Source organism: Sphingobacterium sp. BIGb0165 (assembly GCF_024810095.1).
Taxonomy (GTDB): domain Bacteria; phylum Bacteroidota; class Bacteroidia; order Sphingobacteriales; family Sphingobacteriaceae; genus Sphingobacterium; species Sphingobacterium detergens.
Window position 1 is genome coordinate 104,808 of the sequence record NZ_JANUEB010000001.1, and the last position, 23,597, is coordinate 128,404.

Here is a 23,597-nt window from a genome sequence, read left to right on the forward strand (position 1 = left end):
CAAAATGTCATGCAAATTTTGAAAGATGTGTTAACATGGCATTTGACTTAAGTCAAATAATCAATATTTGATTTTTGCGCGGATTCTGCTTAAGGTTTCTAATGAAATGCCCAGGTAAGATGCGATATAGGTAAGGGGAACCTGTTGTATCATATTGGGTTGATCTCTCAGGAGCTGTGAATAACGCGTGGAAGCGTCAAGTGTATGAAAATCAAAAAGTCTTTTTTCCAGCCACATGGTGTAATACTCGGTCATCAGGAGATCGAGCTCCATTAAAGCCGAAAATTGACCTTTTATACGCTGGAAAGAGCTGTTATCAATTGATGATACCCTAACATCTGTGACCGCTTGTATAAATTCTTGGCTGGGCTGTTGGGTTACATAACTGCTAAACGCAACAGCGAGGTCATTCTCAAAGAGCAGTTCAGTCGTTAGCTCTTTGTTCTCATTCAGATAAAATTTTCTTACGATACCGGATTCGATCCAAAAGCTATATCGGCAGACCTCACCCTGATAGAGCAGAAAATCACCCTTTTTATAGGTTTTTATTTTTGAGACAGCCTCAAGTGCACTGAGGGTGTCCCCGTCGAGCTGTTCAATAATGCTGTTGATCTTAAGGAGATGTTTATTCATAGGTTACTGATAAGCATAGCCACGACCTGGATTCTATTTAGCTTGTTGAACGGCTCCGGTTCTACTTGCCGTTTCCCTGCCCCATAGTGCAATAGATTCCAATAGAGGGATAAGTGTCCTGCCAAATTCCGTAAGTTCATAATCAACCTTTAATGGCGCTTTGTCCGTGTGTACTGTCCGAGTGACCAAGCCGTCTGCTTCCAGCTCTTTCAGCTGTAGGCTCAATGTACGTTCAGTAATCATTGGACATTCTTTTCTCAGCTCATTATAACGTTTTTTTTCAATTAAATGAATGAGGATAACTGCTTTCCATTTTCCGCCTATATATTTCATTGTCAGGCTAGTACTGCATGGATATTGTTTGTTGTCTATCAAATACATCTGTTACTATCAACTTTGACCGTTATTGCAAATATATAACACTATATTTAAGTTTGCAACTATAAAAAATATAGTTAATTTAAAATTGTATGTTATGGCATTTATAGAAACAGCAAAACAACGTTATACAACAAAAAAGTATAATTCAACAGAAAGAATTTCAGCGGACAAGATTGCTGAGCTAAAAGAAATACTTCGCCTGAGTCCATCATCGATCAATAGCCAACCCTGGAAGTTTTTCTTTATTTCAGATGGAGAGACAAAAACAAAATTAGCGGAAGCATCTTATTGGAATGCAGAGAAAATTAATGAGGCAAGTCATCTGGTCGTCTTTAGTGCTCTTAACGATGTGCAACGATTCGAGGAGCAGATCAACAGCACCCTTCCCGAGGGATCGATAAATTATTACCATCGTTTTTTAAAATCACAGGGAGAACAACATGTGCAATCCTGGATGAAACAGCAGGTGTATCTTTCTTTGGGATTTTTTCTTGCGGCCTGTGCGTCAAATAATATTGATGCAACACCAATGGAGGGAATTGAAAATGATCGTTATGATCAAATCTTGGGGCTAGAGCAATACCATAGCTTATTTGCCGTCGCCATAGGCTATCGAAATGTGGAGGATTCAAATCAACCTAGCATAACAGCTAAATCACGTTTGAATATGGCGGATATTATTCAGGCAATATAGTTCTTTTAATAGCAATAGGGACGGCCAAAAAACTCGGTCATCCCTATTGTTCTTTAATTTTGTTCGTAACCTCAATCGTCTTCTTTCAGCAATTCAATTTCAGCGGAATCGCACTTTTGGGACATCTTGTTACCGGATATGGTTAAGGTAGACTAATCTTTTTTCCTTGCTCAGGAAAAATATAATTTACTTTTAAAGGATTGTTTTTTAAGAGCTCTTTTTTTATGATTTCTGGATTATCTCTTGTTGGTTTTCGGTGGGTGACCACGATGTTTAATCCTTTTAAATCATTTTGCCCGATCTTATCTTTTAGTTTGTTTAACTCCTCCAATAACAGATTAGGGGTAAGGTGACCGAACAGCAGGTTTTCGGCTTGACTATTGGGAAAAGACACCTCAATTAATATCGTGTTTAATTGACCTTTTTTGATCAATGGCGCAATATTTTTCCAAAGATTGTCAAGTTGGTCAGCCTTTTCAACCCGGTCAGCACCTGTATCTCCGAGATAAAGCAGATAATGATCATGATGGCGCACCAGCACAGCGCTGCTTTTATATGGATTTACATGGCTTAATTCGTATGCCGTCAGGAAGAAAGGTGTATTTTGTGCCGCAAGTTCTATTCCTTCTTGCAATTCACTGTAATGATATTTTCCAAGAATTGGTTTTTGACCCTGATCAGCAAAATTAATCCAGGTATCGTTTATAAAATAATGGTTTTGCAAAATTTGAAGTACAGGAGCAAGGGCAAAAATATTCTTTTTGCTATCTGCCGGAGAATTGATAATCAGACCCGATAGATGATCTAAATGACCATGAGAAATAAAATACCCTTTTATTTGATTGTGTAGTATCGTTTCTTCTGTTCCATGGAGACTTTTTAGCTGAATGGCTTTTCGTATCCCGGTATTTATTGTACCGGCATCAAGACAGAGAAATGCGGTGTCCTTTGGAGCCCCAACCAGGTAGGCTGATAGATTATCCTCTTGCTCACCACCATATATACCTAAAGGGATTAAGTCGAAATGTTGCGCCTGGGAGGAAATATATACAAAGAGTGCAACAAAAGAAAGTAATATTTTTTTCATACCATATTAAACTAAAAACCCATCCTTAAACAAGGATGGGTCAAATTTACATTATTTTTTACTTATTGATTGAAGCGATAACGGACGCCAAGTTGAATTCTCCAACGCGATGTTTCGTCAACACTATTTGAAAATGTACTGGTCAATGGAATCTGATTCGTCGCATCTAAATAAGGGAAAGAAAAAGTTGGTTGGCCTTCCGCATTGAGTCCTTTATAATTTAGGATACCATTCGCCTTATTGGCAAATTGTGCCACACCCCAACTTTTATTGATCATATTTCCAAAATTGAATACGTCGAATGTAAGCTGTAATTGATGTTTTTTTCCACCCGCATTTAAGAATACATCCTGAGCAACACGGATATCAAGCGTACCAATCATTTTTCCGACCAAGGCGTTGCGTTTCGCGTATTGACCCCGGTGTGCATTCAGGTAGCTGTCCTGATTGATATAGCCATTCAATTGTGACCACAGTTGATCTGGCGTACGCATATCTTTGTCATTGTCACCTACCAATGCAATTTCCGCCTTATTGTTTGGAATATAAATCAAATCGTTACCAGACAGACCATCATTATTTAGGTCGCCTCCATAAGTATAAGAATAGCGTGGGCCATCCTGCAATTGATAAAATAAGGAGAATGTCGTTCCCAAATGATCAAAATACTCTTTCCGGTAAGAGAAGTTGGCAATAAATCTGTTTTTTACCAGGTAAGTTGAATAGGAGAGGTCCGCATTATTCGGGTTCCCGGATACATACCGATCCCGCCACATCGATTGTGCGATAGAACCGCCGTCGTTAACGGATCTTGAATCAGTATAGGTATAACCGATATTAGCAAAAAATCCACCTTTAAATTCTTTGGATAATGTTCCTGTCAGCGTATAGCTATATCCTTTTGAAGTATTGGACATGACGATCGCATCCGAAATATTTGGATTTTCAGGAGTAGGTTTCGCAGCACCATATATACGTGGTGTCGTATAACGCATACGGTTATCAGCACCGGTTAAAGCTGTGCCATCTGTTGTATTTAGATTGACATTCCGGAAATAAACAGAATTGATATCCTTGGAATACATTGCTTCAAATGTACCGATGACTCCGCCAGGCAATTTTTGGTCTACGGCAAGATTTGTACGCCATAGCTGCATAAATTTGAAGTTATTGGCCGTAACAGCAAGGTTATAACTAGAATTGTTTGCCGCAGTCTGGTGGTTTACATTGCGATAGGCATCCACATCCGGCGTGAAAGGACGATTGGTTGGCTTGTCTATTGTTTCAGATCCAAACATAACACCATTGTTGCCAGCTTGGTTGGAGATCCATACCAATGGCAGACGACCGGTAAAGATCCCTGAACCCCCACGTATTTGAGTTTGATTGGTTCCATTGACCTTCCAGTTAAATCCAATGCGGGGTGACCATAGAATAGTTCCCTTAGGGTATTTTGAAACATCAATTTTTTCGCCCTGATCAAAGGTCAATTTGCTGACATTATCATTTTTCAGATCACTAGGTGATGATATGTGTGTGTAATCAGCACGTAGTCCAGCGGTGAGTTTAAAATGATTGTTTACAGCAAAGGCATCCTGCACATACAGACCAAACATATTGGCTGAAACCTCTGCATAGGGGAAAGACCCATCAGCCAATACAGAATACTGTACTTGGTATTTGGTTGCATTTGAAACATTGTTTTTAGCTGAATTATAAAAATCATCAAGACTGGCAAAAGTATAAGCTCCATAATAGTTTGGTGCAAAACCATTTCTTGTTCTATAATTTTCAAAGTTAGCGCCTAGTGTAATTTCATGCTTGCCAGCATATATATTGAAGTTGTTGGTCGCTTGAAAAACTTTTGTTTTTAGACTGTTAAATGCCGTAAAGGGTTCATAGCCAAAAGCAGTCATGCTACTTCCATCCGGATTCATAATATCTACCAAAGGGAATGGCTGGCCGCCCTTAGATTCTCGGTAGTCATCCATCACATTATAGCCTACGGTTAGGGAATTGGAATATTTACTACTGATACGCGTACGCAATTCCAGATTCACATTATCCATGTTATTGTTGATACCGTAACCCGCTGAACTGAATGGTAGACTGATATTTGAGGGTTGTCTATTATTTTTTGGTGCGCCGCTATTTGACGGTAGGATATCCCGATAGGAGCGGAAATAAAAGTATTTGGCACTCAGCGTATTTTTGGAGTCGATGTTGTAATCTAATTTGATCGAAAACTTGTCACTGCGTGTATCCAAAGGATAATCCTGATAAGAACCTGGGTTGTATCCGATAGATTTGAGATAGGTTGCTAGATCATCTAGTTTTTCGGCAGAGACGGTTGATACATTCGGACCGGTGTTGCCTCCGCGTGAAGCGATAAAGTTTGTTCCGGGATCCACCCTTCGCTCAATTTCCCCACTGGCAAAAAAGAAAAGCTTATTTTTAATAATTGGGCCGCCGACTGTAAACCCATATCCTTTGAGGTTAAAATTATTGACGGGAGCTTTCAGACCGGCTGAATTATACTTATTGACCAGATCCTGATTTCTGAAATAGTAGTTTAATGAACCCTGTATCTCATTTGTACCACTTCGGGTGACAGCATTAATTGCAGCGCCTGTGAAGCCATTCTGTCTCACATCGTAGGGAGCGATATTAACAGAGATCTCTTCAAAGGCATCCATGTTGATCGGTTGCGAGTTTGTCTGGCTTCCAATTGTCCCCTGTAGACCGAAAGCATTGTTAAACAATGCGCCATCAATGGTGAAGTTGTTCGCGAGATTGCTTCTTCCTGCAAACGAAGGATTGCCATATTGCATTGAAAATTGAGGTGTCAGCTTGACGAAATCTGTAAAACTCCGGTTGAGTGTTGGTAGATTCTGTATTGCTGTACGTGAGATATTCTGCGAAGCTCCAGTTCGTCCTGAATTGAAGACCTTTCCCTGCCTTGTGCCCACGACAACGACTTCTTCCAAAAGCCGATCATTGGCGATCATCTGAATATCAAGTGTTGAACTTTGTCCCAATGCCAGTTTTTCTACTTGCTTGACATTTGGAGTATGACCTAAATAAGTTACAGTGATTTGATAAGGACCACCGATACGCATATTCGGAAGGTTATAACGGCCATCGTTTCGTGATGAAGTCGTGTATTTTGTCCCAGATGGTAAATGGATAGCTTCAATTGTTGCACCTTTGATTGGCGTGTTTCCCTCTCTGACTGTTCCGTTTAGGGCAGAGGTAGTTTCATTTTGCGCATAGGTAATCGATGTACCAATTGTGCTTAGCAAAATGCTGGTAATCAAATGTTTTCTCATTTGTTTAGTAGCTGTTTAAATGACTAGGTGATTTTTTAAACCGCGGTAAAGGTAGTGCTGTATTATTGATTTTAGGTTAAGTAAGTATTATTTAAATATTTCGGAGGACGGTGCTAAAGGCCGATTTTTCCATCGCGATATAGGTTGATCGCTGCATTTAAAATAGTTCTAATGGTCTCCAGTGGAAGATCCTCATTTGGATTGACAGGAAATATCTTCATCCGTGAACGTGTTCCGGTTTCGAGCTCAGGATAATCCAGATATTTTCCTTCTACCATCAGCAGATAAGGATGTTTTGTTTTTTTGTCAGTCCACAGGTAACAAAATGCTTTGTTCTTATAGCAAAAACAAGGCATCCCATATTTTACCGTTTCCCTGATTTCTGTATCCTGCTGAAGAATAATATGCTTTAGTGCCAACAGGCAGCTCTTATTGGGTTCTTCCTGGCTTAAATAAAACTGGTTGAGTTCTTGCATACTGATAGATTTTTGTACTGCTTTTTTCCAAACGGATTAATTTTTATTGACAGGTTGGCCGTTTCAACAAAGATACATTACACCGGACTTTTTTATCATATCCTTCACCGTTTTTTTGAGAGTTTTGTATCTTCAGATCCACTAGTTTATAATAAGTCATGAATCCATTAATCCAGCAGCTCAGAAGATATGGGCATCTTAATGAAGCGGCCGAAAAGGAGATCGAACAAAGGATCAACTATTTTTCGAAGCGTAAGGGAGAACATTTTCTAAAAGAGGGGCAGCATGTATCCAGTTATTTTGTACTAAGTAAAGGTCTGATTCGGGCCTATTTCTTTAAAAATGGGCGGGAACTCAACAGCTGGTTTGGTGAAGAAAATCAAATTTTTGGATCGATATTACCTGTATATACAGAAAAACCTTCCTTTGAGAATATTCAGTTTCTTGAAGATTCGGAGGTCTATGCAATTGCTGTGGATGATCTGAATGAACTCTATCGTGAATATCCGGAGTTAAACCTTATCGGAAGAAAAATTGCGGAAGAAGTATGCATTGTCTTGGAGGAACGTATTATCTCATTGCACACCGAATCTGCTATAGAACGCTACCAATCGCTGATCAAGTTGCAGCCAAACTTGCTAAATCGAGTCAATCTTGGTCACATTGCATCCTATTTGGGAATTACGCAGGAGACATTGAGCCGGATCAGACGCTAACGAACGATTTTGATATAGATCAAAAAATGCAGCCAATCAAGTCACTACTTTTGTAACGGATCATTTAAATAATTGAAAATGAATTGGATTGCATTAATTATCGCTGGTATTTTTGAAATTGGTTGGCCTTTAGGATTGAAGATGGCCCAACAGCCAGATGGCAATAAATTTGGTTGGATTATATTGGCTGTTGTCTCGATGACTATCAGTGGAGCACTATTGTTTTATGCGCAAAAGGCTATCCCAATCGGTACAGCCTATGCGGTTTGGACTGGTTTAGGTGCCGTTGGTACATTGCTGGTCGGGATATTCTTCTTCGGCGATTCAGCCAATGTCTTTAGACTTTTGTCGGCGACCTTAATTGTGGCTGGTATTGTAGGCTTAAAAATATTTTAATAATAATCAGGGATTTTGATATCGCTTTGCAAATAAATAGGAGTGATATCAGAATCCTTTTTTTACTAGAAAAACTAACTCTTTATATTTCCTATATACTGCTTGAATTTGAATAAATCCTATTTTTTTACCTAAAAAATCAATGATTTAATCTAAAACCTGCTATAAAAGAGGATGTTGGGATGATTTTTGTTGCGTACATAAATTATGAGGCAAGAATTGGCAGATAAGATAGCATTGTATAGTAAACGGTACGGCTTGTTTATGCATCCCGACTATGTGAGCTTTGCCCGCGATACAACAAGGCTGTTGATTCGCAACGAATGTCTGCGAGTAGGGGATATAAAAATATATCAGGACTATGTAGCCTCCCATTATCCCGAAGATCTCCCTTGGGAAATGAAACAATATCAAGAAGCGTCCAAGGCTTTGATAAAAATGGATAAAGTAGCCGCTATAGCTTGGGTCACAACAAATCAAATTAATCTTTTCGAATCTGATATTTTTATTGATGATGAAGACGCGATTTTACGTCCGATCCAGTTTAAGAATGATGAGGTATTGCGTTACAATTTTAATACACTGGAAGAACTGATTTATAACCATCAATTACCCGATGATTTATTTCGCAAAAACAGGGCGTACTTTTGGATAGATGCCCGCATCGATTTGCGATGATGGTGCTGACGGGCAATAGAGCCGTCTATAATGGTACTTTCCAAAAGTATTTTTAAGAAAATACTTTTGGAAAGCTGTAAAAAGTACTAATCTGCCTGTAAGACAAATACCTCATTATTATTTCCAAGAGATACGGTTGGAAATTTCTTGTTAAAGTCAATCATCACATCTCCTTTACCCACTGTACCGTCACCATTGGAATCCCATTCCAAAGCGACGTAATATTTTATGGGATCAGTTTCGTTAACTGCCGGTTTGATTAATTTGTAATGATCTTTTGGAAGATCCAATTTGATCTCAAATGGTAATTCACTTTGTTTAAAGCTTTTTTCAGCTATTATCGTTGCTGGTACATCAGCAATGTTTGCAGCCACAGCATAGAGGGTAATTTTACCAGAAGGATTTTTGATGGTAACAGGATTGGAATTCTGAAGTTTTACCGATATACTGTTTTTAGTTGAATCCATTTTTTCTTTATGTTGGATTGTTGAACAACTGCTGCTTATAAGCGCAATAGATAGTAATGATATGATAGATTTGATCATAGTAATTTTTATTTAAATGTTTGAAAAACTATACTAATTTATAGTATGAAATATTATAATTTGAAAGATACACCAACATTGGCGATACCCAGATATCCGAAACCAAATTCACCGTATACACCAATTTTATTACCATAACGAATACCGAATGGTGAAGCTTGGTAGGATAGTGCGCCAAAGTTGTCGGAGTTCTCTTTTTGACGGTTGTGGTATTGGGCATATCCAACAGCACCCTTACCGTATAAGTTCAATTTGCCCCTATCCAGATACAGATATTTTGCGTTTACCAGTCCACCATAAGTGCTCCATTTGGAATCTCCAAGATCATCCTTGTAACGGACTGTATTTTTTCCATAAAAACCGTCGATTCCCACTGAAAATCGTTGTGTTAAATTGAGCGAGTATCCTGCGGAAATAGCACCGGTACCCTCGGTACTTTCCACTCTTCTGCCCACGATTCCCATTGTAATCCAATCTCCCAATAGTGTTCCGATTTCTTGGACAGGTACAAGCCCATAGCCAACTCTGATTTCAGATTTTCTTTGCGGGATTTCCTGTCCGTAGCCTTTTAATTGCGAGAGTGCAATAAGGCAAATCATGATCATTTTTTTCATTTAATATATGTAGAAGCCACGATTTTGGTGACTCTCTTATTCTTAACGTGTTTGGAATTTAATTCGCTACATTAATGTTTAATAAATATTTTATTTCTTTTGTTTTTGTGTTTTTGAATTTTAATTCTGAAATATATGTGCGTTGCTGAATATTGCTGTAATCAAATGTCAATGAAGAAGATAAAATCTATAAGTATCATATTGCTGTACATAGTAGACAGGGTATTGTCTAACAGCTCACTCGTCAAATCGTATTGCTGGCATTAATCCTGATTCTACCTGGGAAATCGATTGGTCACTTTCAATTTTTGTCTGTGCGACTACAGGAGAGACAATTGCAAAGAAAAGTAATAGGTTAATTAATGATTTGCTTGTGTTCATTTACTTAGAGGTCAGTTTTTATATATAAAGCGGATAATTCCGGAATTGTTTGAAAATTCAAAAGTCCTTCGTTTTTGTATGAACGAAGGACTTTTGAGGCTATATGCAGGGGTGATTATAATTGTTTTATCTTTAGATTTCTAAAGGATACACCTCTTGACCAGTCTTGAAGAGCGAGCTTGCCACTAACATGTTGACCGAATTCCGGAAAATCTTTGAAAGTACTATGTTTTACCAGATCCTTCCATTTTTGCGAATTGAAATCCATTTCAGCTGTGACTGTACCATTCAGGTAGAAGGTTATTTTACCGTCTTTTTGTACAATGCTTGATTGGTTCCAATCATCTTTAGCTTTGGTGCTGACAAAATTTTGTTGTGGTAAAAACGTATAGAGACATCCAGCACGTTTTAATGGTTTGTCAAAGTCAGGGTGCGAATCTGCGAGCAATTGATATTCAGGGCCTGAGTGATAAGTCGCATTGATATCCGGCTGTTCCTGTACATTGACGAAAACGCCACTGTTGCCTTCCTTTTCCAGTTTCCATTCAAATTTAAACTCATAATTCTTATAGTCAGTGTTGGACACAAGATCATATTTTTGACTTTCGTTATTTGGATCGCAATAGATTGTACCATTCCGCACCAACCAGGCTGTCGGTGCTTTTTTCTCATTGTTGTAGGTATGCCAATTGTTCAGGGTAGTGCCGTCAAATAAGAGCTGCCAGCCTTCTTTTTGTTCTTCCTCAGTCAATGTATTTGGAGCGCTCGCCTCCTTATTACACGAATAAAATAGACAGCTGATACAGGCAGCCACTGCAATTTTTTTGAATAGGTTTAAGTTTATCATTGTTTAAAGTTTGTTGTACATGAATGTTTTTAGGAACCTGATACACTAAAATAAATTTTAATGTTTGCTTTCCATTATAAATACAGGCTCTTATGCAAATTTGTTACAGAGGAAGCCGATGTAGCGAACTACTTTTCAGCGGAAATAATCAACATCATCGGCCTTCTCAATTCATCGCCCATTGCTGGAAAATTTTCGAGCATTTCTGTACAGGGTTCAGGCTCAACACAAGCGTTTATTTTAAATCCACTTTGTAGAATGCTACTGAGATAAGAAGTAATTGTTCTATGGTACTTTAGAACCGTATTACCCAAAAATGTTGTCTCTCTGGCCCCCATGAGAAAATAGTTGTCTACAGGCCAATAGAGTTTGTCTCCATCTTTGTTGTAGATCCAATCTTGGTTGCCCTGCGCGGTAAAAACAGGATGCTCTATCGAGAATAAAAATTGCCCTCCAGGTTGGAGCCAATTGTAAATATTCCGACAGAGTGCATCAAAGTCTTTTATGTAATGAAATGCCAAAGAACTGATCACCAGATTAAATTGTCCGGATCTGAAAGTAAGCTCTTCAATTGCATTTCGTTGATATTCGATTCCTGCCAGTTTATTGATCTCGTTGGCCTTCTCCAACATTTTTTCGGATAGATCTACGCCAATAACAGATTTTGCGCCATTTTCAATCACATATCGACAATGCCAACCATATCCGCAGCCTAAATCGAGCACAGCATTGTCCTTCAGGTTTGGTAAGAGCTTTTGAAATTCATGCCATTCGCCAGCTCCCAATAAGCCTTTCTGTGACCGATACATTTTGCTATATTCTTCGAAAAACTGTGGATCGTCGTATTTATTTTCTTGCATCTAATTGTTGCGGGTTAAGTTCACTCCCTATTCTTGATTGCCTAATTTACAGATTATTCATGTTTTTTGTTTTTATTTTTCGATAGTTTATCTCAGGGTTCAATTCTCATTTTGATAAAATAACCCTGTCATTCTGATAGGATCTAGCTATTTTGATTTTAGTCTTTTCTTTTTAAATCTATTGTCTTTTAGTGTTTTACGTTGTTTGTGAAAACTGTGGAATATTGTTTGGCATATAGGGACAACGTATATAAAAATGAAGATGATTAGAAAAATAAAAGAATCGGCGCAGAGCCCGCCCACATTGAAGCTGATATACCGACCGCGGATGATATGACATCTCCAAGAATGAAAATAATAGTTCACGAATCTTTAATAATCCACACCAAAGTGAAAACACTAGTACTGATAATAACTGGAATACTTTGCTTTTAGTTATTCTTTAAAATCTGATGGATTCCTTTGAGAAAAATTAAGAAAATACAAAGTTGAACAACACTTAAGTTAACGTTAGCCATGAAAGATTTAAAAGAAAATCAGGAGCAGCAGCCCCGGAAATTGTCTATGGATCGCATAGCGAAGGTTGTAATGATCATCTTGATCCTTACAATGATCTATCAGCTGTATCTCGGTTAAATTTTGAAAAAACAATCGCGATATCAGCCTTTGGCGACAGGATATAGTCGGAGTAGCCATTATGTCGAGTATATAATGGGCTGCAGTCTTTAGCCGGAATAAAACGAATCTAGATGATAGCAGAATGACAATGATGGAAAAATAAATGCCAAAGCGTAGCTATACGAATAGAATAAATGACAATCAAAAATTAAATAAATGAAGAAATTAACCCTGTTGACCTCCCTCGTACTTGGGTCAACAACATCAATATTTGCACAGGAAGACACAACAAAAAATAACCCGCTTTCATTCAACGGATATGTGGAAGCTTATTATATGCGGGATTTCAATAACCCTCTTGGAAATACACGTCCGGGTTTTGTTTACAGCCATAACAGGAACAATGAAGTGAATATTAATCTGGCCTTGCTAAAAGCTACCTATAATACGGAGAACACGCGAGCCAATGTAACCTTGGCAACAGGTACCTACATGAATGCCAACTATGCGGCGGAGCCAGGAGTATTGAAGAATATCTATGAAGCCAATGCCGGTGTACGCATCTCAAAGAAGCATAATTTATGGATTGATGCCGGTATTTTCTCTTCCCACTTAGGTTTTGAAAGTGCCATTGGAAAGGACAATTGGACAGTGACAAGGAGCCTTTTTGCCGATAATTCGCCCTATTTTGAAACCGGCGCAAAAATATCTTACACCTCTGCATCTGGAAAATTATTTCTTAGCGGACTTGTATTAAACGGTTGGCAACGTATACAGCGTGTCGATGGCAATAGTTTGCCTGCCTTCGGACATCAGCTTGTATATAAGCCGACCGATAATTTAACGATCAATAGTGGATCTTTTATCGGCAGTGATAAAGCGGATAGTGTCAGACAGATGCGCTATTTTCATAACTTATATGCTATTTATCAGTTAAATAAACAGGTCGGATTCACGGTAGGTTTTGACATCGGTGCAGAGCAAAAGGAAAAAGGGAGCAGCAAATACAATGTCTGGTATACCCCGGTATTAATTGCACGTTATACAGGGTCCGATAAATTCAGCCTTACTGCTCGAGGTGAATACTATCAGGATAAAAAGGGAGTCATTATCTCTACCGACGCAAAAAATGGGTTCCAAACATTTGGCTACTCGCTCAATGCTGATTATGCAATTCTCCCCAATGTACTTTGGCGGACAGAAATACGTAATCTGACCAATAAAGAAGCAATTTTCCTAAATCGGAATAATAGTTTGGTAAAAAATAGCACAACAGCTGTTATGGCGCTAACTGTTAGTTTCTAAATAAAAGCAAACCTTGCTGTTGGATCAATAGGCAACAGCAAGGTTTTCGAAATGATGCGCAAAAAATGCTGCACCCCATTTTCAGCAGTATAGTTCTGTCTCAGTTGTGGGAGCAGATTGATGTATCTATTAATTGTTGACCAATGCCATTGCGCCATCGCTATAACGAGCACCCACATTCGGGTATTTTCGAAGTATTTCTTCGATGGTGTTTAGATCCGAATCCGACAATTGTACTTCGATTGCACCTGCATTTTCTTCTAGATACTTTCTTTTTTTCGTACCTGGAATTGGAATGATGTCATTCCCCTGAGCGAGCACCCAAGCCAGCGCCAATTGTATTGGCGAACATTGTTTATCTTGAGCTAAGAGCGCAAATTCAGCAATCAAACGAGCGTTATTTTCCGCATGTTCTCCTTGATTGCGGGGAAGTGTCCTTCTGAAATCGTCTGCTGCCAGACTATCTAAATTTAAGGTATTGGAAAATAAACCTCTGGCAAGTGGTGAATAAGGGATTAAACTGATACCCAAATTACGTACAGTCTGTAGTATTTCTTTTTCTACATCACGTGTTAGCAGAGAATATTCACTTTGCAGTGCCGCAATGGGATGAACTGCATTGGCTTTGATGATCGAAGCCGGCGATGCCTCACTCAATCCAAGATATCTTACTTTTCCTTCTTTGACCAGTTCCGCCATAGCGCCTACAGTATCTTCGATCGGGATATTCGGGTCCACCCGATGTGCATAATACAGATCTATGGTATCGATGCGAAGTCTTCTGAGACTATTTTCTACAGCAATTTTTATCCAGGCAGGTGATCCGTCAAAATAGGTGTTTGCGGTGCCGCTTGGTCCCGCCTGTTCATCTTTGAAACGAAAGCCAAATTTTGTTGCAATAAATACCTTATCACGATTGGGAACCAGAACTTTTGAGATCAATTCTTCGTTGGCACCATTGCCGTACATGTCCGCTGTATCCCAGAAGTTTACACCAAGGTCCAATGCCCTTTCAAGTGTAGCAATACTCTCTTTTTCGTCTGTAGGTCCATAGGCAAAACTCATTCCCATGCAACCTAATCCAATAGCAGATAACTGTTCGTTTGTTGTTCCGAGATTTCTATATTTCATAACTGTTATATTTTGTTCAATACAAAAGTAGTGAAGGTATCCTGTGTCTTACTTAAGACAATCAAACAGATAATTATATTATTCAAACAGTCGTCATCCGTAATTGGTTTGGTGACATTCCAGTATGTTTTTTTAAAAAGTTTGTGAAATAAGAAGGGTATTCAAAGCCTAATTTATAAGCGATATCGGCGATATTCCAATTGGTATGCAGTAGCAATGCCCGCGCTTCCTGCGCAATGCGGCTGGCGATATGTGCACTTGTGGTTTTACCTGTTGTTTCTTTGACAGAACGGTTCAGGTGATTGATATGCACCGAAAGGGCATGAGCATAATCCCCCGGACTTTTCAGTTGCAAACCAGTATCCAATGTGTTTACTGGGAATTGACGTTCCAGGAGTTCCAAAAATAGACTCGATACACGGGTAGATGCGTTGGTATATGCCCCAAACTCCTGAGCAGGGCTTGACTTCATTGTCTCATGGATCAATAGATGCAGGTAGCTGCGCAAGACATCGTCTTTATGTGCATAATCTGAATTCATCTCAGACAACATTTTTTTGAAAATTGTTGAAATTTCATCCAGTTGTTCTGTATTTGGAAAATAAATTGGGTTGCTTCCAATTTTAAAAAGGGGAGAATCCTTTAAACTCTCTATGCGTTCACTATGTTGAATAAATTCTTCCGTAAAGACACAATACCATCCAGATTGTGTCGTAGACTCCGGTTCCCAGGCGTAAGGTACTACCGGATTGGCAAATAACATAGCAGGTCGATCGATCTGTATCCATTTATCAGCATAATACAATTTACCCCGACCTATAATCAATGAAGTTTTATAAAAATCACGACGGTTATAAGGGGAGACCACCGTACAGGATTCTCGGCTAAACACATTGAAGTGCCCAATACCCGTATTATTAAGCGGTAAGTCTACGTTCGCAAAGCCCGGTTGTCTTTTGTAGAAATCTGTTACACTTTCAGCTGAGTTCATACTACTAAATTATAAAATTCGTTTTACAAACCACGGTCATTTACAGTTCAATTTTATCAGGGGAATTGCTGATAACTTCCGTGTCTCTCAGATAAATAAGAGACTAGTCCGCCTATATAAACAATTTTACCCCTGTGATTTATTGAATTACAAGCTGTTTTTCTGTGAAAAGTGGGTTTATTGTTTTTAATCGCATGATTTGTATCATTGGTTTATCGAGGGTGAATTTCGGAGAAAACCAAAATCCCCTAAGGGAACGCAGCATTCTCCCAGGAGAATGCTGCGTTCCCTTAAGAGAAAACCAAATTCCCTTCGGAGAATCTTGCATCTCCCGAAGGAAAAAATGAAGATAAGAACTGTTTTCTAGTCTTCATTAATAGCGCTTTAATCCTTTTAAAAAGCTTCGTCGACAAAAGAGGCAAAAGATTTAGGTGATCTTTTAAGCACACGGTCAATGCCGTCACCTAAGGATTGATTTCTTCCATCGAGAATCTCCGAAAATGCGAATACAAGATGCTGAGCAACTGCTGGGGGTAGACCATGTTGCAGTAACAGTTCCAAATAACTTTGTTTATCCAATTCACGGTAGGTAATAGGGCTGCCGATCTTTTTTGAAATGATTGCTACAGCATCTCGAAAAGTGTAGAGTATATCACCGGTCACTTCATAAATTTGATTATCGTGGATAGGCTCTAATAACGATGCGACAACGACGTCCGCAAGGTCGTCAAGATCAACAAATGGCTCGCCGGCCTGTCCTTCCATAAAAACAACTTCTCCTGTCTTTATACCATGAGCGAAATGTCCCTCGGTAAAATTCTGATTGAACCAGGCCGAACGAACAATAGTCCAGCGAAGACCAGAATGTTGGATCACATTCTCGCAAGCAACCACAGAGTCTTGGCCTCGACCTGATAGCAATACAATCTTTTTAATATTAGCTTTGTATGCATGTTCGGAAAGTACGCGGATTTGTTGTAACGCTTCAGGCATAGATGTATCCGGATGCACAATAAATAGTGCATCCACGCCTTGTAATACTTCAGCCCAATTACGATCATTCTCCCAAATAAAATACCGCGAATGCTTGGACGCTTTTTCCAATTCCCTGGTTGTAACAAGAACTTCAACTCCTTTGACTCGTAATTTTTCTACTACCCGACGGCCACTCTTTCCGTTACCACCCAATACAAGTACAGTTTCAATTTTATTGTTTGCCATTTATCTTTTTTTTATATTATTGTAAAGCTAGAGAATCATTCAGTAGATCAACACATCTACTATCACGGAGTATAGTGTACCAGTATGGCTAAGAAAGTAGATAACGATCATTATTGCCCCTTTCAGTCTCCAAGTACTTTCCTGAAGATTCAGGATGCTTTGGAATGTTTACAGGGAAAATGGAAACTGCAGATCATCGCAGCCTTATTAACAGGGCCGAAGCGTTTTAGCGATCTTGCGAATTTTATCGCTCCGATTACAGACCGGATGTTATCCAAAGAACTTAAGGTTCTCGAAGGACATTTACTTGTCAGCCGGCATAAAAAATCAACCTATTCGATTGAAATGGAATATGCAATCACGGACCACGGTATGAGCCTAAAACCTTTGATTGAGAACCTCATTGACTGGGGAGATTTGCACCGAAAAGAAGTAATAGATAAACTACGCAAATAACACCTTTTTTCTGAAAAGAAATAAGACCCAACAACAAGCTACTATGATTAAAATATACCATAATAAACAATGCAGCAAGAGTTGCGCAGCGCTGGATTTTTTGCAAGAGCATACTGTAGATCTACAGGTGCAAGAGTATCTTGAAGAAGTACCCAGTAAAGCAGAGCTCATTGAAATATTGTCACAACTCGGACTTAAACCACTAGCGCTTATTCGAAAGAATGAAGCTCTATTCCTCGAAAAATTTCAACATCTTCAATTGACAGATGAGGAATGGGTTGAGGTGATGCTGCAAAATCCCATATTGATAGAACGGCCTATCGTTATTAAAGACGGTAAAGCGGTTATCGGCCGTCCATTGGAAAGAGTAACCGAGCTCTTTTCACCACGATCATCCTAATGGCTCGATAATTGTGCTTTTTCTTTCATGAAACAGCTACTAAATATACTTGCAGCGGTGCTGGATATTTTCAAATTATTCACATAGTTGAAGTGTTGTTAATAGTCTCTTCCTGAGGAGTTTAAATATAGCCTTTGAGGCCTTTTATGGCATGCATTTCTATTTCTTAATAAAACAAGTTGAAGCTATTATGGGTGATTGACAGCTGGTAAAACCTGACTGGTCTGATCAATAATGGAGCAGCTTGAAAGGATATTTTTTACCTGTACGATATGTCTGATATTGTGGTTAACCAGAAAACGGAAGGTATCTCCGAGACGGATTTTTATCCATTTATTGATGGAAATATTTGTTCGGATTTTGCCGAGATCTTTTGATTTTGCCTGCTCAAGTAATTGAAGGAATTTCTCCTGTTGTTCCAAAAAGACAGCAAGCACATTTTTGTCCAATTGCTTATATATAGGATCCATCTCCTGGAATGTCTTCATTTTGTTGGGTCGATCTTTTGGAAGTATACTTTTTGCGAAATAGTTTCCTAAAAGGCCACTGTTGAAATAGCTTGCTGCTTTCGATTGACTAGCCGCCATTCTTCTTGAAATTTCAGGCAGATAGAAGTTTCCATAAAGATTGAGATGTGTGATGCACTCTAAGGTATTCCATGAACCTTTATGGGGAAGTTTATTGAGATCATCTAACGACAGCGTTTTCAACGATTCAACAAAAGCCATATGTTCCTTTGTCTGTGTACTGAGCTGTTCAAGTAATGCTAAAGATTTATATTTCATTTTCGTTTTTTTAATAAAATACACGAAAAAAAAGGGCAAAAAAATTGATTGAACTCAAGATTTACTGATCCGTGAAAAAGTTTCAGGTGTCATCCTCAAATAGTTGGCAATATGTTTATTGGGAATAATTTGGAACAAGGTGGGGTTTCTATTAAAAACACATTCATATCGGATTTTAGGGGAGTCCTGCAATAGATCCTGTTCTCTGTCAAGCTGTTGCTTCACCAATCCCTCTAATATGTTGATGTAAAGTGAAGTGTTCTCAGGACTGTCGTAGACGAAATGCATAAAATCTTCTTTTTCCGCGACTAATACTTCAGTTTTCTTGATGGCTTGAATAACAAAATCTGAATGGCAACCATCAAAGAAGGAGTCCATGGCTACAATAAGATCTCCAGTATAACCTAGTCGGATAATCTGTTCGGCATCTTGTTGGAGGATGGAAATTTTAAGGCTGCCTTTTTTTATGAAGTATATTTTTGAGTCTATAGTTCCGCTGCTTTTAATCAGTTCATTCCGCTTGAATGTAAGCGTTTTCTTAAAAACGGCAGGTGTAATTAGATCTTTGAATACAGTCATGTCTGATGTTGCTTTAATGAATGGAGCTCTCGTAATAATGAAAATTACTCCTGTTATCTTCCTTCAAATATGGAGTCTTCGGCCACAAATATGGTCGGGCTCCAGACTAATATGGATTTCTGAATAAAAAGTAAATATTTATTTTCAGATTTACGGCAGTAAATTGAAATCTTAAGCCCATAAAGGTGATCATGAGTAGTTAAACTCACTGCATGAAGCCTTTTGGGGGTGCGATAAAATGTAAATAAGAATCATTAGCTAAAAATAATATTTTAAAATTATGTTTAAATTTTTCAAAGAATTATTGAGTGCAGCAAAGGAGGGCGTAAGGGAAGCGAAAGAGGAACTCGCACAGGAAGCGGAATTGGATAAAGCAAAAAATCAGCAAATTAACAGTAAGGATATGCTGAATAATATTCCTTATGAAGAACAATTTGGTACAGCATTGGGAGCGGCATTCCGTGTTATCGTCTTTGGCGATTGGTTTACCGTATTTGGTAGTGCTGGTGATGATGGAACTTATCCGGCTCATCTATATCAGTTCGGAACTTATCCCAAACAGGCGGAGTATCGCGACGAACTGGTGAAGCTATTGAAAAGAGACTTCGCTATCGAAGATACCGAAAGCTGCCTGCAAATATTAGCGGCATATTTTAACTTGCTCGGAATTAAGACAGGGGGAACCGTTTTGGAAGGTCGGGAAGATCAAATCGATAGTGGAAGCTGGGACATCAGCAAACCTGGTGTGGATGCGCTTGTCATTACTGTTAGTAGTCATATCACGACTGCTGCAGCTGATGTAGGGTATCTGCCAAAATCAGCCGCTTTGGACATTTTGAAAAAGCTTTCTTCCTACGCAAGATTACACTTTAAAGATTGGCACACATTCTCCGAAAAATTTTTGGAGGGAGAACATTATGTTGGGCTGAACAATAAAATCGGGAAATCTTATTTGAAAAGATATGTTGGCTATTTAAGGGAGAAGGTAGGCAGTCCTTGGAATAATATTGATTGGAACACGCAACCAGTCCAAGATGCTGTGCTGTCAGCTATTGCCTGGACATTTCAGGCCAAGTCGTATCATAGCTCCCAGGAGTTTGATGCCGATGTTGCGGAGTATCAGCGTGATATTTTAGGCGATCGGGCGCAGTGGGATGCCAATGAAATTGTGGTCGATGCGCCCGAAATTGAGCTTTGTTATATGTGTTGGATCAAGGGAATGGAAGATTTGAATCCCAATGAGGTACTAATGGATGATGAAGAAGAGGCTTTTGATGAGGATAATGGAGAGGATGGATATTTTCAAGTAGAAATATGCGCCCGAATCCAAGCTTCCAATGGGAAGAATTTTACCGCATTGGACCTATTGTATCAAATGGAGAAACAATTGATAGGCAAGGAACTGGGGGATCACATATTCTTTGAAGGGCTTGATCGTGTTGAGAATCACTCCGGCGATACACCCTTGTATTATATTAGTTTTGGAAGTTAGTCTTTTTATCGCAAGAAACGGAAATACGTATCATACTGTTGTTTATTATAAAAATAGCGGCATATTATGCTGCTTATCAATCACTCAATGACAAGCATTGAGTGATTTTTTATGTTCCCATCTCGATATCATCCCAATCTGAATCTTTGTTGATCAGCCATTCCAATGCTTTTCGGCGCTCATAGACGAGTCCTTCATTGATCAATGCTTGTTTTCCCTTTAGTCTCTCATCGACACAGTACCAATGTAAGCGGTAATAAAAATCAAGCATGGTGTAAATTTCATTTCCACTTTTTAACGACGACAGACGATCAATTTTTTCATTATTTTCATTGCGTTCGAGGTTTGGTAACAAGGAGGCCATATGGTCGCCACACCATGCGGTTTCATCGAGATTATCGACTAATTCAGTTGCCCACATCAATGCCCAGAGACCCTCAAGGTACCATCTTAATGAATTAAGTTCACGGTCTGAAAGTGCATCGTTATCCTTTTGTAGAATTTCCTGTTCCCATTTCGATAAATGTTTGGTCAGGCCATGATGGTCGATCCAGTTCCTGATAATTTCTACCGGAGCTTCAAAGGATATATTGATCAACGCATTCATGACAGACATTCTCCCTCTTACTGCATCAATGTTTCTGGTATTCGGATCCTCTAAAACAGGTAACCAAGCTGTAAAGCGGTAATTTTTGGCCTCAATTTGTTTGATATTCACCTCTTTTATGGCATTCTTTTCTTCTATAGTCATACTTTTTAACAATGATTTTCATTTAAATAGCCGGATTTCTCCGCTAAAAATTTATACATAGCTGCTTTAATCTTCATCTTCGTCTTCAAATGAAATGTAAGACCAATCAACATCAAGTACTTCGAGTATATTGTCAAAGAGTTGCGGATCCATTGTTCCGACAAATGCCCCTTGACATACTCCGTTGCCATCAAAAGAAAGGCTAACAACATCCGTATAATCGCGGGTAAATATTTTTTGGTTATCAACACTCAATTCCGGAATTAATTCCCAACCAGATTCCACAGCAGCCACCATAGTGGATGGAATCGTATGAAGACAATTGGCATAATAGCGTAAACCTCCAAAAGTACCATTACAGATTGCCATCATCAGCAAAAAGTCTGAAACATGCGCTTTTTCTAGCTCCCAGTCGGAATCGTATGCGGTATCGTAATTTGCATACACTGGCGGATTATCCAAAGATAGATCTGTCGTTTTGACTCCCCAGGTGACTACAGCCTGATTCTCTTCATAGATGGGTAGATGACCATCCAATAGCTCTACATCATCTTCTGGGCTAAGTAATCGATTATAGCAATAATTGATGTTATTATTTGCGCCCAAAGTCTGATAATATGTCCGTAAAGTTTTAGGAAAAACGATATTTATTTTTTCTTCAAGTTTCTGGATCTCTAGTTCGCTATATCCGTCAATACCATCCTGTTCTAAAGCAAATAACTTCCTTATCTTATTTAAATAGTCCATCGATTTTGATTTTACAGTACCTAAAATAGTTAATTCAGTAGTAAAATAAAACCTTCGGCCCATCTTATTTCCCTGTCGTCCATAAAAATCTGCATATTGGATTAAATTTGATAATTTTGTGCTGCTAATTAATTACTGCATTACATATTTAGACGGTTTTTTTGATGTCTAGAGTGAAAGACAAGTTTCGTTTAATAAAGAATTATAGGATTTGGCAAGTCATTATTAATGGGGCTGACAATCAAAAAATAGTATTTAAGTTTACGCACAACTATACCCTATGGAATAAAGATTTTGTTAAATTTTATAAGAAAATAGCGCAAATAAACCCAGCCGCAATAAAATCGAAATGGAGTCTTTGGACAATGTAAAGGAGATCGATTTATCCCAATTTGAGAATAACCTTTTCATTTTGATATCATTTTTCTTATTAAAAACTTTATGAAATAAATTTATATAACTCTATTTCAGCTTGTTATTTCTTGTTTTTTGTTTTGGAATGTTGTTTGGCTTATGCCAATAACAATGAATAATCGGTATTCATAAAAACAATGTAATGGAAGCAAGAAAAAAAATGGATGAGGGACAGACGGTGGATTTTGTTGCCGCTGTAATCCCGGAGCTGAATCTTAGACTAAGGAAAACCGAACTTAAAAAGGACTACAAAAATATTGTCAATGTCATATCTCAGTTTGCTGAGGATGTCATTTATGCCAAAGATTGGCGCCGTTTTGAATGGGTAATGCAGGTCGTGGCTTATGTACTTGAGCGCGGAACTTCAGAACTCCAGATTGTAATAAACGGATTACTACCAAAGACCATCTCCAGATTTAAAAAAGCATGTAACACGATTGAATGGAGTCACCTCGAGTCCCGTTTGCCGCATTCGATACAACAGCTTATTCTTCCAGAAGGTAGGAATGACTAAGAGAAAAACAAACCTGGTGAATACTATTCCTATGAAAATAACTAATGTAATCATACGGTGGGCTTGTATAAACGATTGTAAGCCAAAATCGATTGCAAGCCAAAATTCGGATTACAGCCGATGATATTTGATATCGGATTTATAAAAAGCTATTGTATAACAATAATGTTTAAACCGCTTAAAGTGAATATATGATGAATATAAAGCAAGCTCAGGAAATCATTGTTTCGGTGATACCATTGGCGCAAACAGAAATTTCGCGGCCAGAAAATGCTGGCAATCCAATCACAACAATCCGCATCCTTACATCGTATATCGAAAAGATGATCGAGCAGGGACGCGAGGATGAGTTGGGTAAAGCACTGCATCTAATGGAATACATGCACGAAAAAGGGGAGCGGAGACTCCAAAATGCAGTGGAGAATATATTTGTTTTCTCATTGGACAGTATCTTGACAGCCTGCCCCGAATCGCTGCGTGGAACGGTGACTGGCAAGATTCCCATCGGAATTTATACCGCTTACATCAATCAACTGTATAGATCAGGCTATTAAAC

The 23,597-nt window shown here is 38.6% G+C and carries 26 protein-coding genes; 10 read left to right on the forward strand and 16 right to left on the reverse strand.

Annotated elements, in window-relative coordinates; genetic code table 11:
• Positions 1 to 60: 60 nt before the first annotated feature.
• Positions 61 to 633 (reverse strand): Crp/Fnr family transcriptional regulator, encoded by a 573-nt coding sequence (locus M2408_RS00440; protein WP_259178262.1) that lies wholly within the window; start codon positions 631 to 633, stop codon positions 61 to 63.
• Between the two features lie 33 nt (positions 634 to 666).
• Complete coding sequence (locus M2408_RS00445) at positions 667 to 966, reverse strand: helix-turn-helix domain-containing protein (protein ID WP_208642458.1); 300 nt, start codon at positions 964 to 966, stop codon at positions 667 to 669.
• A gap of 142 nt (positions 967 to 1,108) precedes the next feature.
• Between M2408_RS00445 and M2408_RS00450 the strand changes: the two genes are divergently transcribed.
• A complete protein-coding gene (locus M2408_RS00450) occupies positions 1,109 to 1,708 on the forward strand; it encodes a nitroreductase family protein (protein ID WP_259178271.1) in 600 nt (199 codons plus the stop codon).
• A gap of 142 nt (positions 1,709 to 1,850) precedes the next feature.
• On the opposite strand, the gene M2408_RS00455 is transcribed toward M2408_RS00450, so the two are convergent.
• The 3 genes from M2408_RS00455 to M2408_RS00465 form a co-directional block, all read right to left on the reverse strand.
• Complete coding sequence (locus M2408_RS00455; RefSeq protein WP_259178272.1) at positions 1,851 to 2,795, reverse strand: MBL fold metallo-hydrolase; 945 nt, start codon at positions 2,793 to 2,795, stop codon at positions 1,851 to 1,853.
• Between the two features lie 62 nt (positions 2,796 to 2,857).
• Positions 2,858 to 6,124: a carboxypeptidase regulatory-like domain-containing protein gene (locus M2408_RS00460; RefSeq protein WP_259178274.1), complete on the reverse strand. Its 3,267-nt coding sequence runs from the start codon at positions 6,122 to 6,124 to the stop codon at positions 2,858 to 2,860.
• A gap of 113 nt (positions 6,125 to 6,237) precedes the next feature.
• Positions 6,238 to 6,600 carry a DUF1801 domain-containing protein gene (locus M2408_RS00465; protein ID WP_259178276.1) on the reverse strand — a complete coding sequence of 121 codons (363 nt, stop codon included), beginning with the start codon at positions 6,598 to 6,600 and terminating at the stop codon, positions 6,238 to 6,240.
• A gap of 158 nt (positions 6,601 to 6,758) precedes the next feature.
• On the opposite strand from M2408_RS00465, the gene M2408_RS00470 reads away from it, so the two are divergent.
• The 3 genes from M2408_RS00470 to M2408_RS00480 all read left to right on the forward strand — a co-directional run bounded on the left by M2408_RS00470 (position 6,759) and on the right by M2408_RS00480 (position 8,390).
• Positions 6,759 to 7,316 carry a Crp/Fnr family transcriptional regulator gene (locus M2408_RS00470; RefSeq protein ID WP_259178277.1) on the forward strand — a complete coding sequence of 186 codons (558 nt, stop codon included), beginning with the start codon at positions 6,759 to 6,761 and terminating at the stop codon, positions 7,314 to 7,316.
• A 78-nt stretch (positions 7,317 to 7,394) separates the two neighbouring features.
• Positions 7,395 to 7,712 (forward strand): multidrug efflux SMR transporter, encoded by a 318-nt coding sequence (locus M2408_RS00475; protein ID WP_120258247.1) that lies wholly within the window; start codon positions 7,395 to 7,397, stop codon positions 7,710 to 7,712.
• A gap of 207 nt (positions 7,713 to 7,919) precedes the next feature.
• Positions 7,920 to 8,390 carry a hypothetical protein gene (locus M2408_RS00480; RefSeq protein WP_120258246.1) on the forward strand — a complete coding sequence of 157 codons (471 nt, stop codon included), beginning with the start codon at positions 7,920 to 7,922 and terminating at the stop codon, positions 8,388 to 8,390.
• 86 nt (positions 8,391 to 8,476) lie between these two features.
• Here the strand turns inward: M2408_RS00480 and M2408_RS00485 are convergent, their stop codons facing one another.
• From M2408_RS00485 to M2408_RS00500, 4 genes are all read right to left on the reverse strand, one after another.
• Positions 8,477 to 8,857 carry a hypothetical protein gene (locus tag M2408_RS00485; RefSeq protein ID WP_259178281.1) on the reverse strand — a complete coding sequence of 127 codons (381 nt, stop codon included), beginning with the start codon at positions 8,855 to 8,857 and terminating at the stop codon, positions 8,477 to 8,479.
• Between the two features lie 131 nt (positions 8,858 to 8,988).
• Positions 8,989 to 9,549 carry a porin family protein gene (locus tag M2408_RS00490; RefSeq protein ID WP_259178283.1) on the reverse strand — a complete coding sequence of 187 codons (561 nt, stop codon included), beginning with the start codon at positions 9,547 to 9,549 and terminating at the stop codon, positions 8,989 to 8,991.
• Positions 9,550 to 10,045: 496 nt separating this feature from the next.
• Positions 10,046 to 10,777: a DUF1080 domain-containing protein gene (locus M2408_RS00495; RefSeq protein ID WP_259178285.1), complete on the reverse strand. Its 732-nt coding sequence runs from the start codon at positions 10,775 to 10,777 to the stop codon at positions 10,046 to 10,048.
• A gap of 128 nt (positions 10,778 to 10,905) precedes the next feature.
• A complete protein-coding gene (locus M2408_RS00500; protein ID WP_259178288.1) occupies positions 10,906 to 11,637 on the reverse strand; it encodes a class I SAM-dependent methyltransferase in 732 nt (243 codons plus the stop codon).
• 834 nt (positions 11,638 to 12,471) lie between these two features.
• Here M2408_RS00500 and M2408_RS00505 point away from each other — a divergent pair.
• Entirely contained in the window at positions 12,472 to 13,560 is a 1,089-nt protein-coding gene (locus M2408_RS00505) for a porin (RefSeq protein WP_259178291.1), read from the forward strand.
• Between the two features lie 129 nt (positions 13,561 to 13,689).
• Here M2408_RS00505 and M2408_RS00510 read toward each other — a convergent pair whose 3' ends face one another.
• From M2408_RS00510 to M2408_RS00520, 3 genes are all read right to left on the reverse strand, one after another.
• Positions 13,690 to 14,691 carry an aldo/keto reductase gene (locus M2408_RS00510; RefSeq protein ID WP_120258239.1) on the reverse strand — a complete coding sequence of 334 codons (1,002 nt, stop codon included), beginning with the start codon at positions 14,689 to 14,691 and terminating at the stop codon, positions 13,690 to 13,692.
• 82 nt (positions 14,692 to 14,773) lie between these two features.
• On the reverse strand, positions 14,774 to 15,682 hold the full coding sequence (locus M2408_RS00515) for an AraC family transcriptional regulator (RefSeq protein ID WP_259178292.1): 909 nt from the start codon (positions 15,680 to 15,682) through the stop codon (positions 14,774 to 14,776).
• 393 nt (positions 15,683 to 16,075) lie between these two features.
• A complete protein-coding gene (locus M2408_RS00520; protein ID WP_259178293.1) occupies positions 16,076 to 16,903 on the reverse strand; it encodes an NAD(P)H-binding protein in 828 nt (275 codons plus the stop codon).
• 84 nt (positions 16,904 to 16,987) lie between these two features.
• On the opposite strand from M2408_RS00520, the gene M2408_RS00525 reads away from it, so the two are divergent.
• Positions 16,988 to 17,359, forward strand: coding sequence for a helix-turn-helix domain-containing protein (locus M2408_RS00525; RefSeq protein WP_259178294.1), 372 nt, complete (start codon positions 16,988 to 16,990; stop codon positions 17,357 to 17,359).
• Positions 17,360 to 17,402: 43 nt separating this feature from the next.
• Positions 17,403 to 17,759, forward strand: coding sequence for an arsenate reductase (glutaredoxin) (arsC, locus tag M2408_RS00530; RefSeq protein WP_259178295.1), 357 nt, complete (start codon positions 17,403 to 17,405; stop codon positions 17,757 to 17,759).
• Positions 17,760 to 17,947: 188 nt separating this feature from the next.
• Here the strand turns inward: arsC and M2408_RS00535 are convergent, their stop codons facing one another.
• Together M2408_RS00535 and M2408_RS00540 are read right to left on the reverse strand one after the other, a co-directional pair.
• The gene (locus M2408_RS00535) at positions 17,948 to 18,544 is read right to left on the reverse strand and encodes a DinB family protein (protein WP_259178296.1); all 597 of its coding nucleotides are present in this window, start codon (positions 18,542 to 18,544) and stop codon (positions 17,948 to 17,950) included.
• 54 nt (positions 18,545 to 18,598) lie between these two features.
• Complete coding sequence (locus M2408_RS00540) at positions 18,599 to 19,123, reverse strand: Crp/Fnr family transcriptional regulator (protein WP_259178298.1); 525 nt, start codon at positions 19,121 to 19,123, stop codon at positions 18,599 to 18,601.
• A 280-nt stretch (positions 19,124 to 19,403) separates the two neighbouring features.
• Between M2408_RS00540 and M2408_RS00545 the strand changes: the two genes are divergently transcribed.
• The gene (locus M2408_RS00545) at positions 19,404 to 20,615 is read left to right on the forward strand and encodes a DUF1266 domain-containing protein (RefSeq protein WP_259178301.1); all 1,212 of its coding nucleotides are present in this window, start codon (positions 19,404 to 19,406) and stop codon (positions 20,613 to 20,615) included.
• 109 nt (positions 20,616 to 20,724) lie between these two features.
• Here the strand turns inward: M2408_RS00545 and M2408_RS00550 are convergent, their stop codons facing one another.
• Both M2408_RS00550 and M2408_RS00555 read right to left on the reverse strand, forming a co-directional pair.
• Positions 20,725 to 21,366: a DUF4272 domain-containing protein gene (locus tag M2408_RS00550; protein WP_259178302.1), complete on the reverse strand. Its 642-nt coding sequence runs from the start codon at positions 21,364 to 21,366 to the stop codon at positions 20,725 to 20,727.
• A 66-nt stretch (positions 21,367 to 21,432) separates the two neighbouring features.
• Positions 21,433 to 22,113, reverse strand: coding sequence for an SMI1/KNR4 family protein (locus M2408_RS00555; RefSeq protein ID WP_259178305.1), 681 nt, complete (start codon positions 22,111 to 22,113; stop codon positions 21,433 to 21,435).
• Positions 22,114 to 22,669: 556 nt separating this feature from the next.
• On the opposite strand from M2408_RS00555, the gene M2408_RS00560 reads away from it, so the two are divergent.
• A complete protein-coding gene (locus M2408_RS00560) occupies positions 22,670 to 23,041 on the forward strand; it encodes a hypothetical protein (RefSeq protein WP_259178308.1) in 372 nt (123 codons plus the stop codon).
• Between the two features lie 191 nt (positions 23,042 to 23,232).
• A complete protein-coding gene (locus M2408_RS00565; RefSeq protein WP_259178310.1) occupies positions 23,233 to 23,595 on the forward strand; it encodes a hypothetical protein in 363 nt (120 codons plus the stop codon).
• The last annotated feature ends 2 nt before the right edge of the window (positions 23,596 to 23,597 follow it).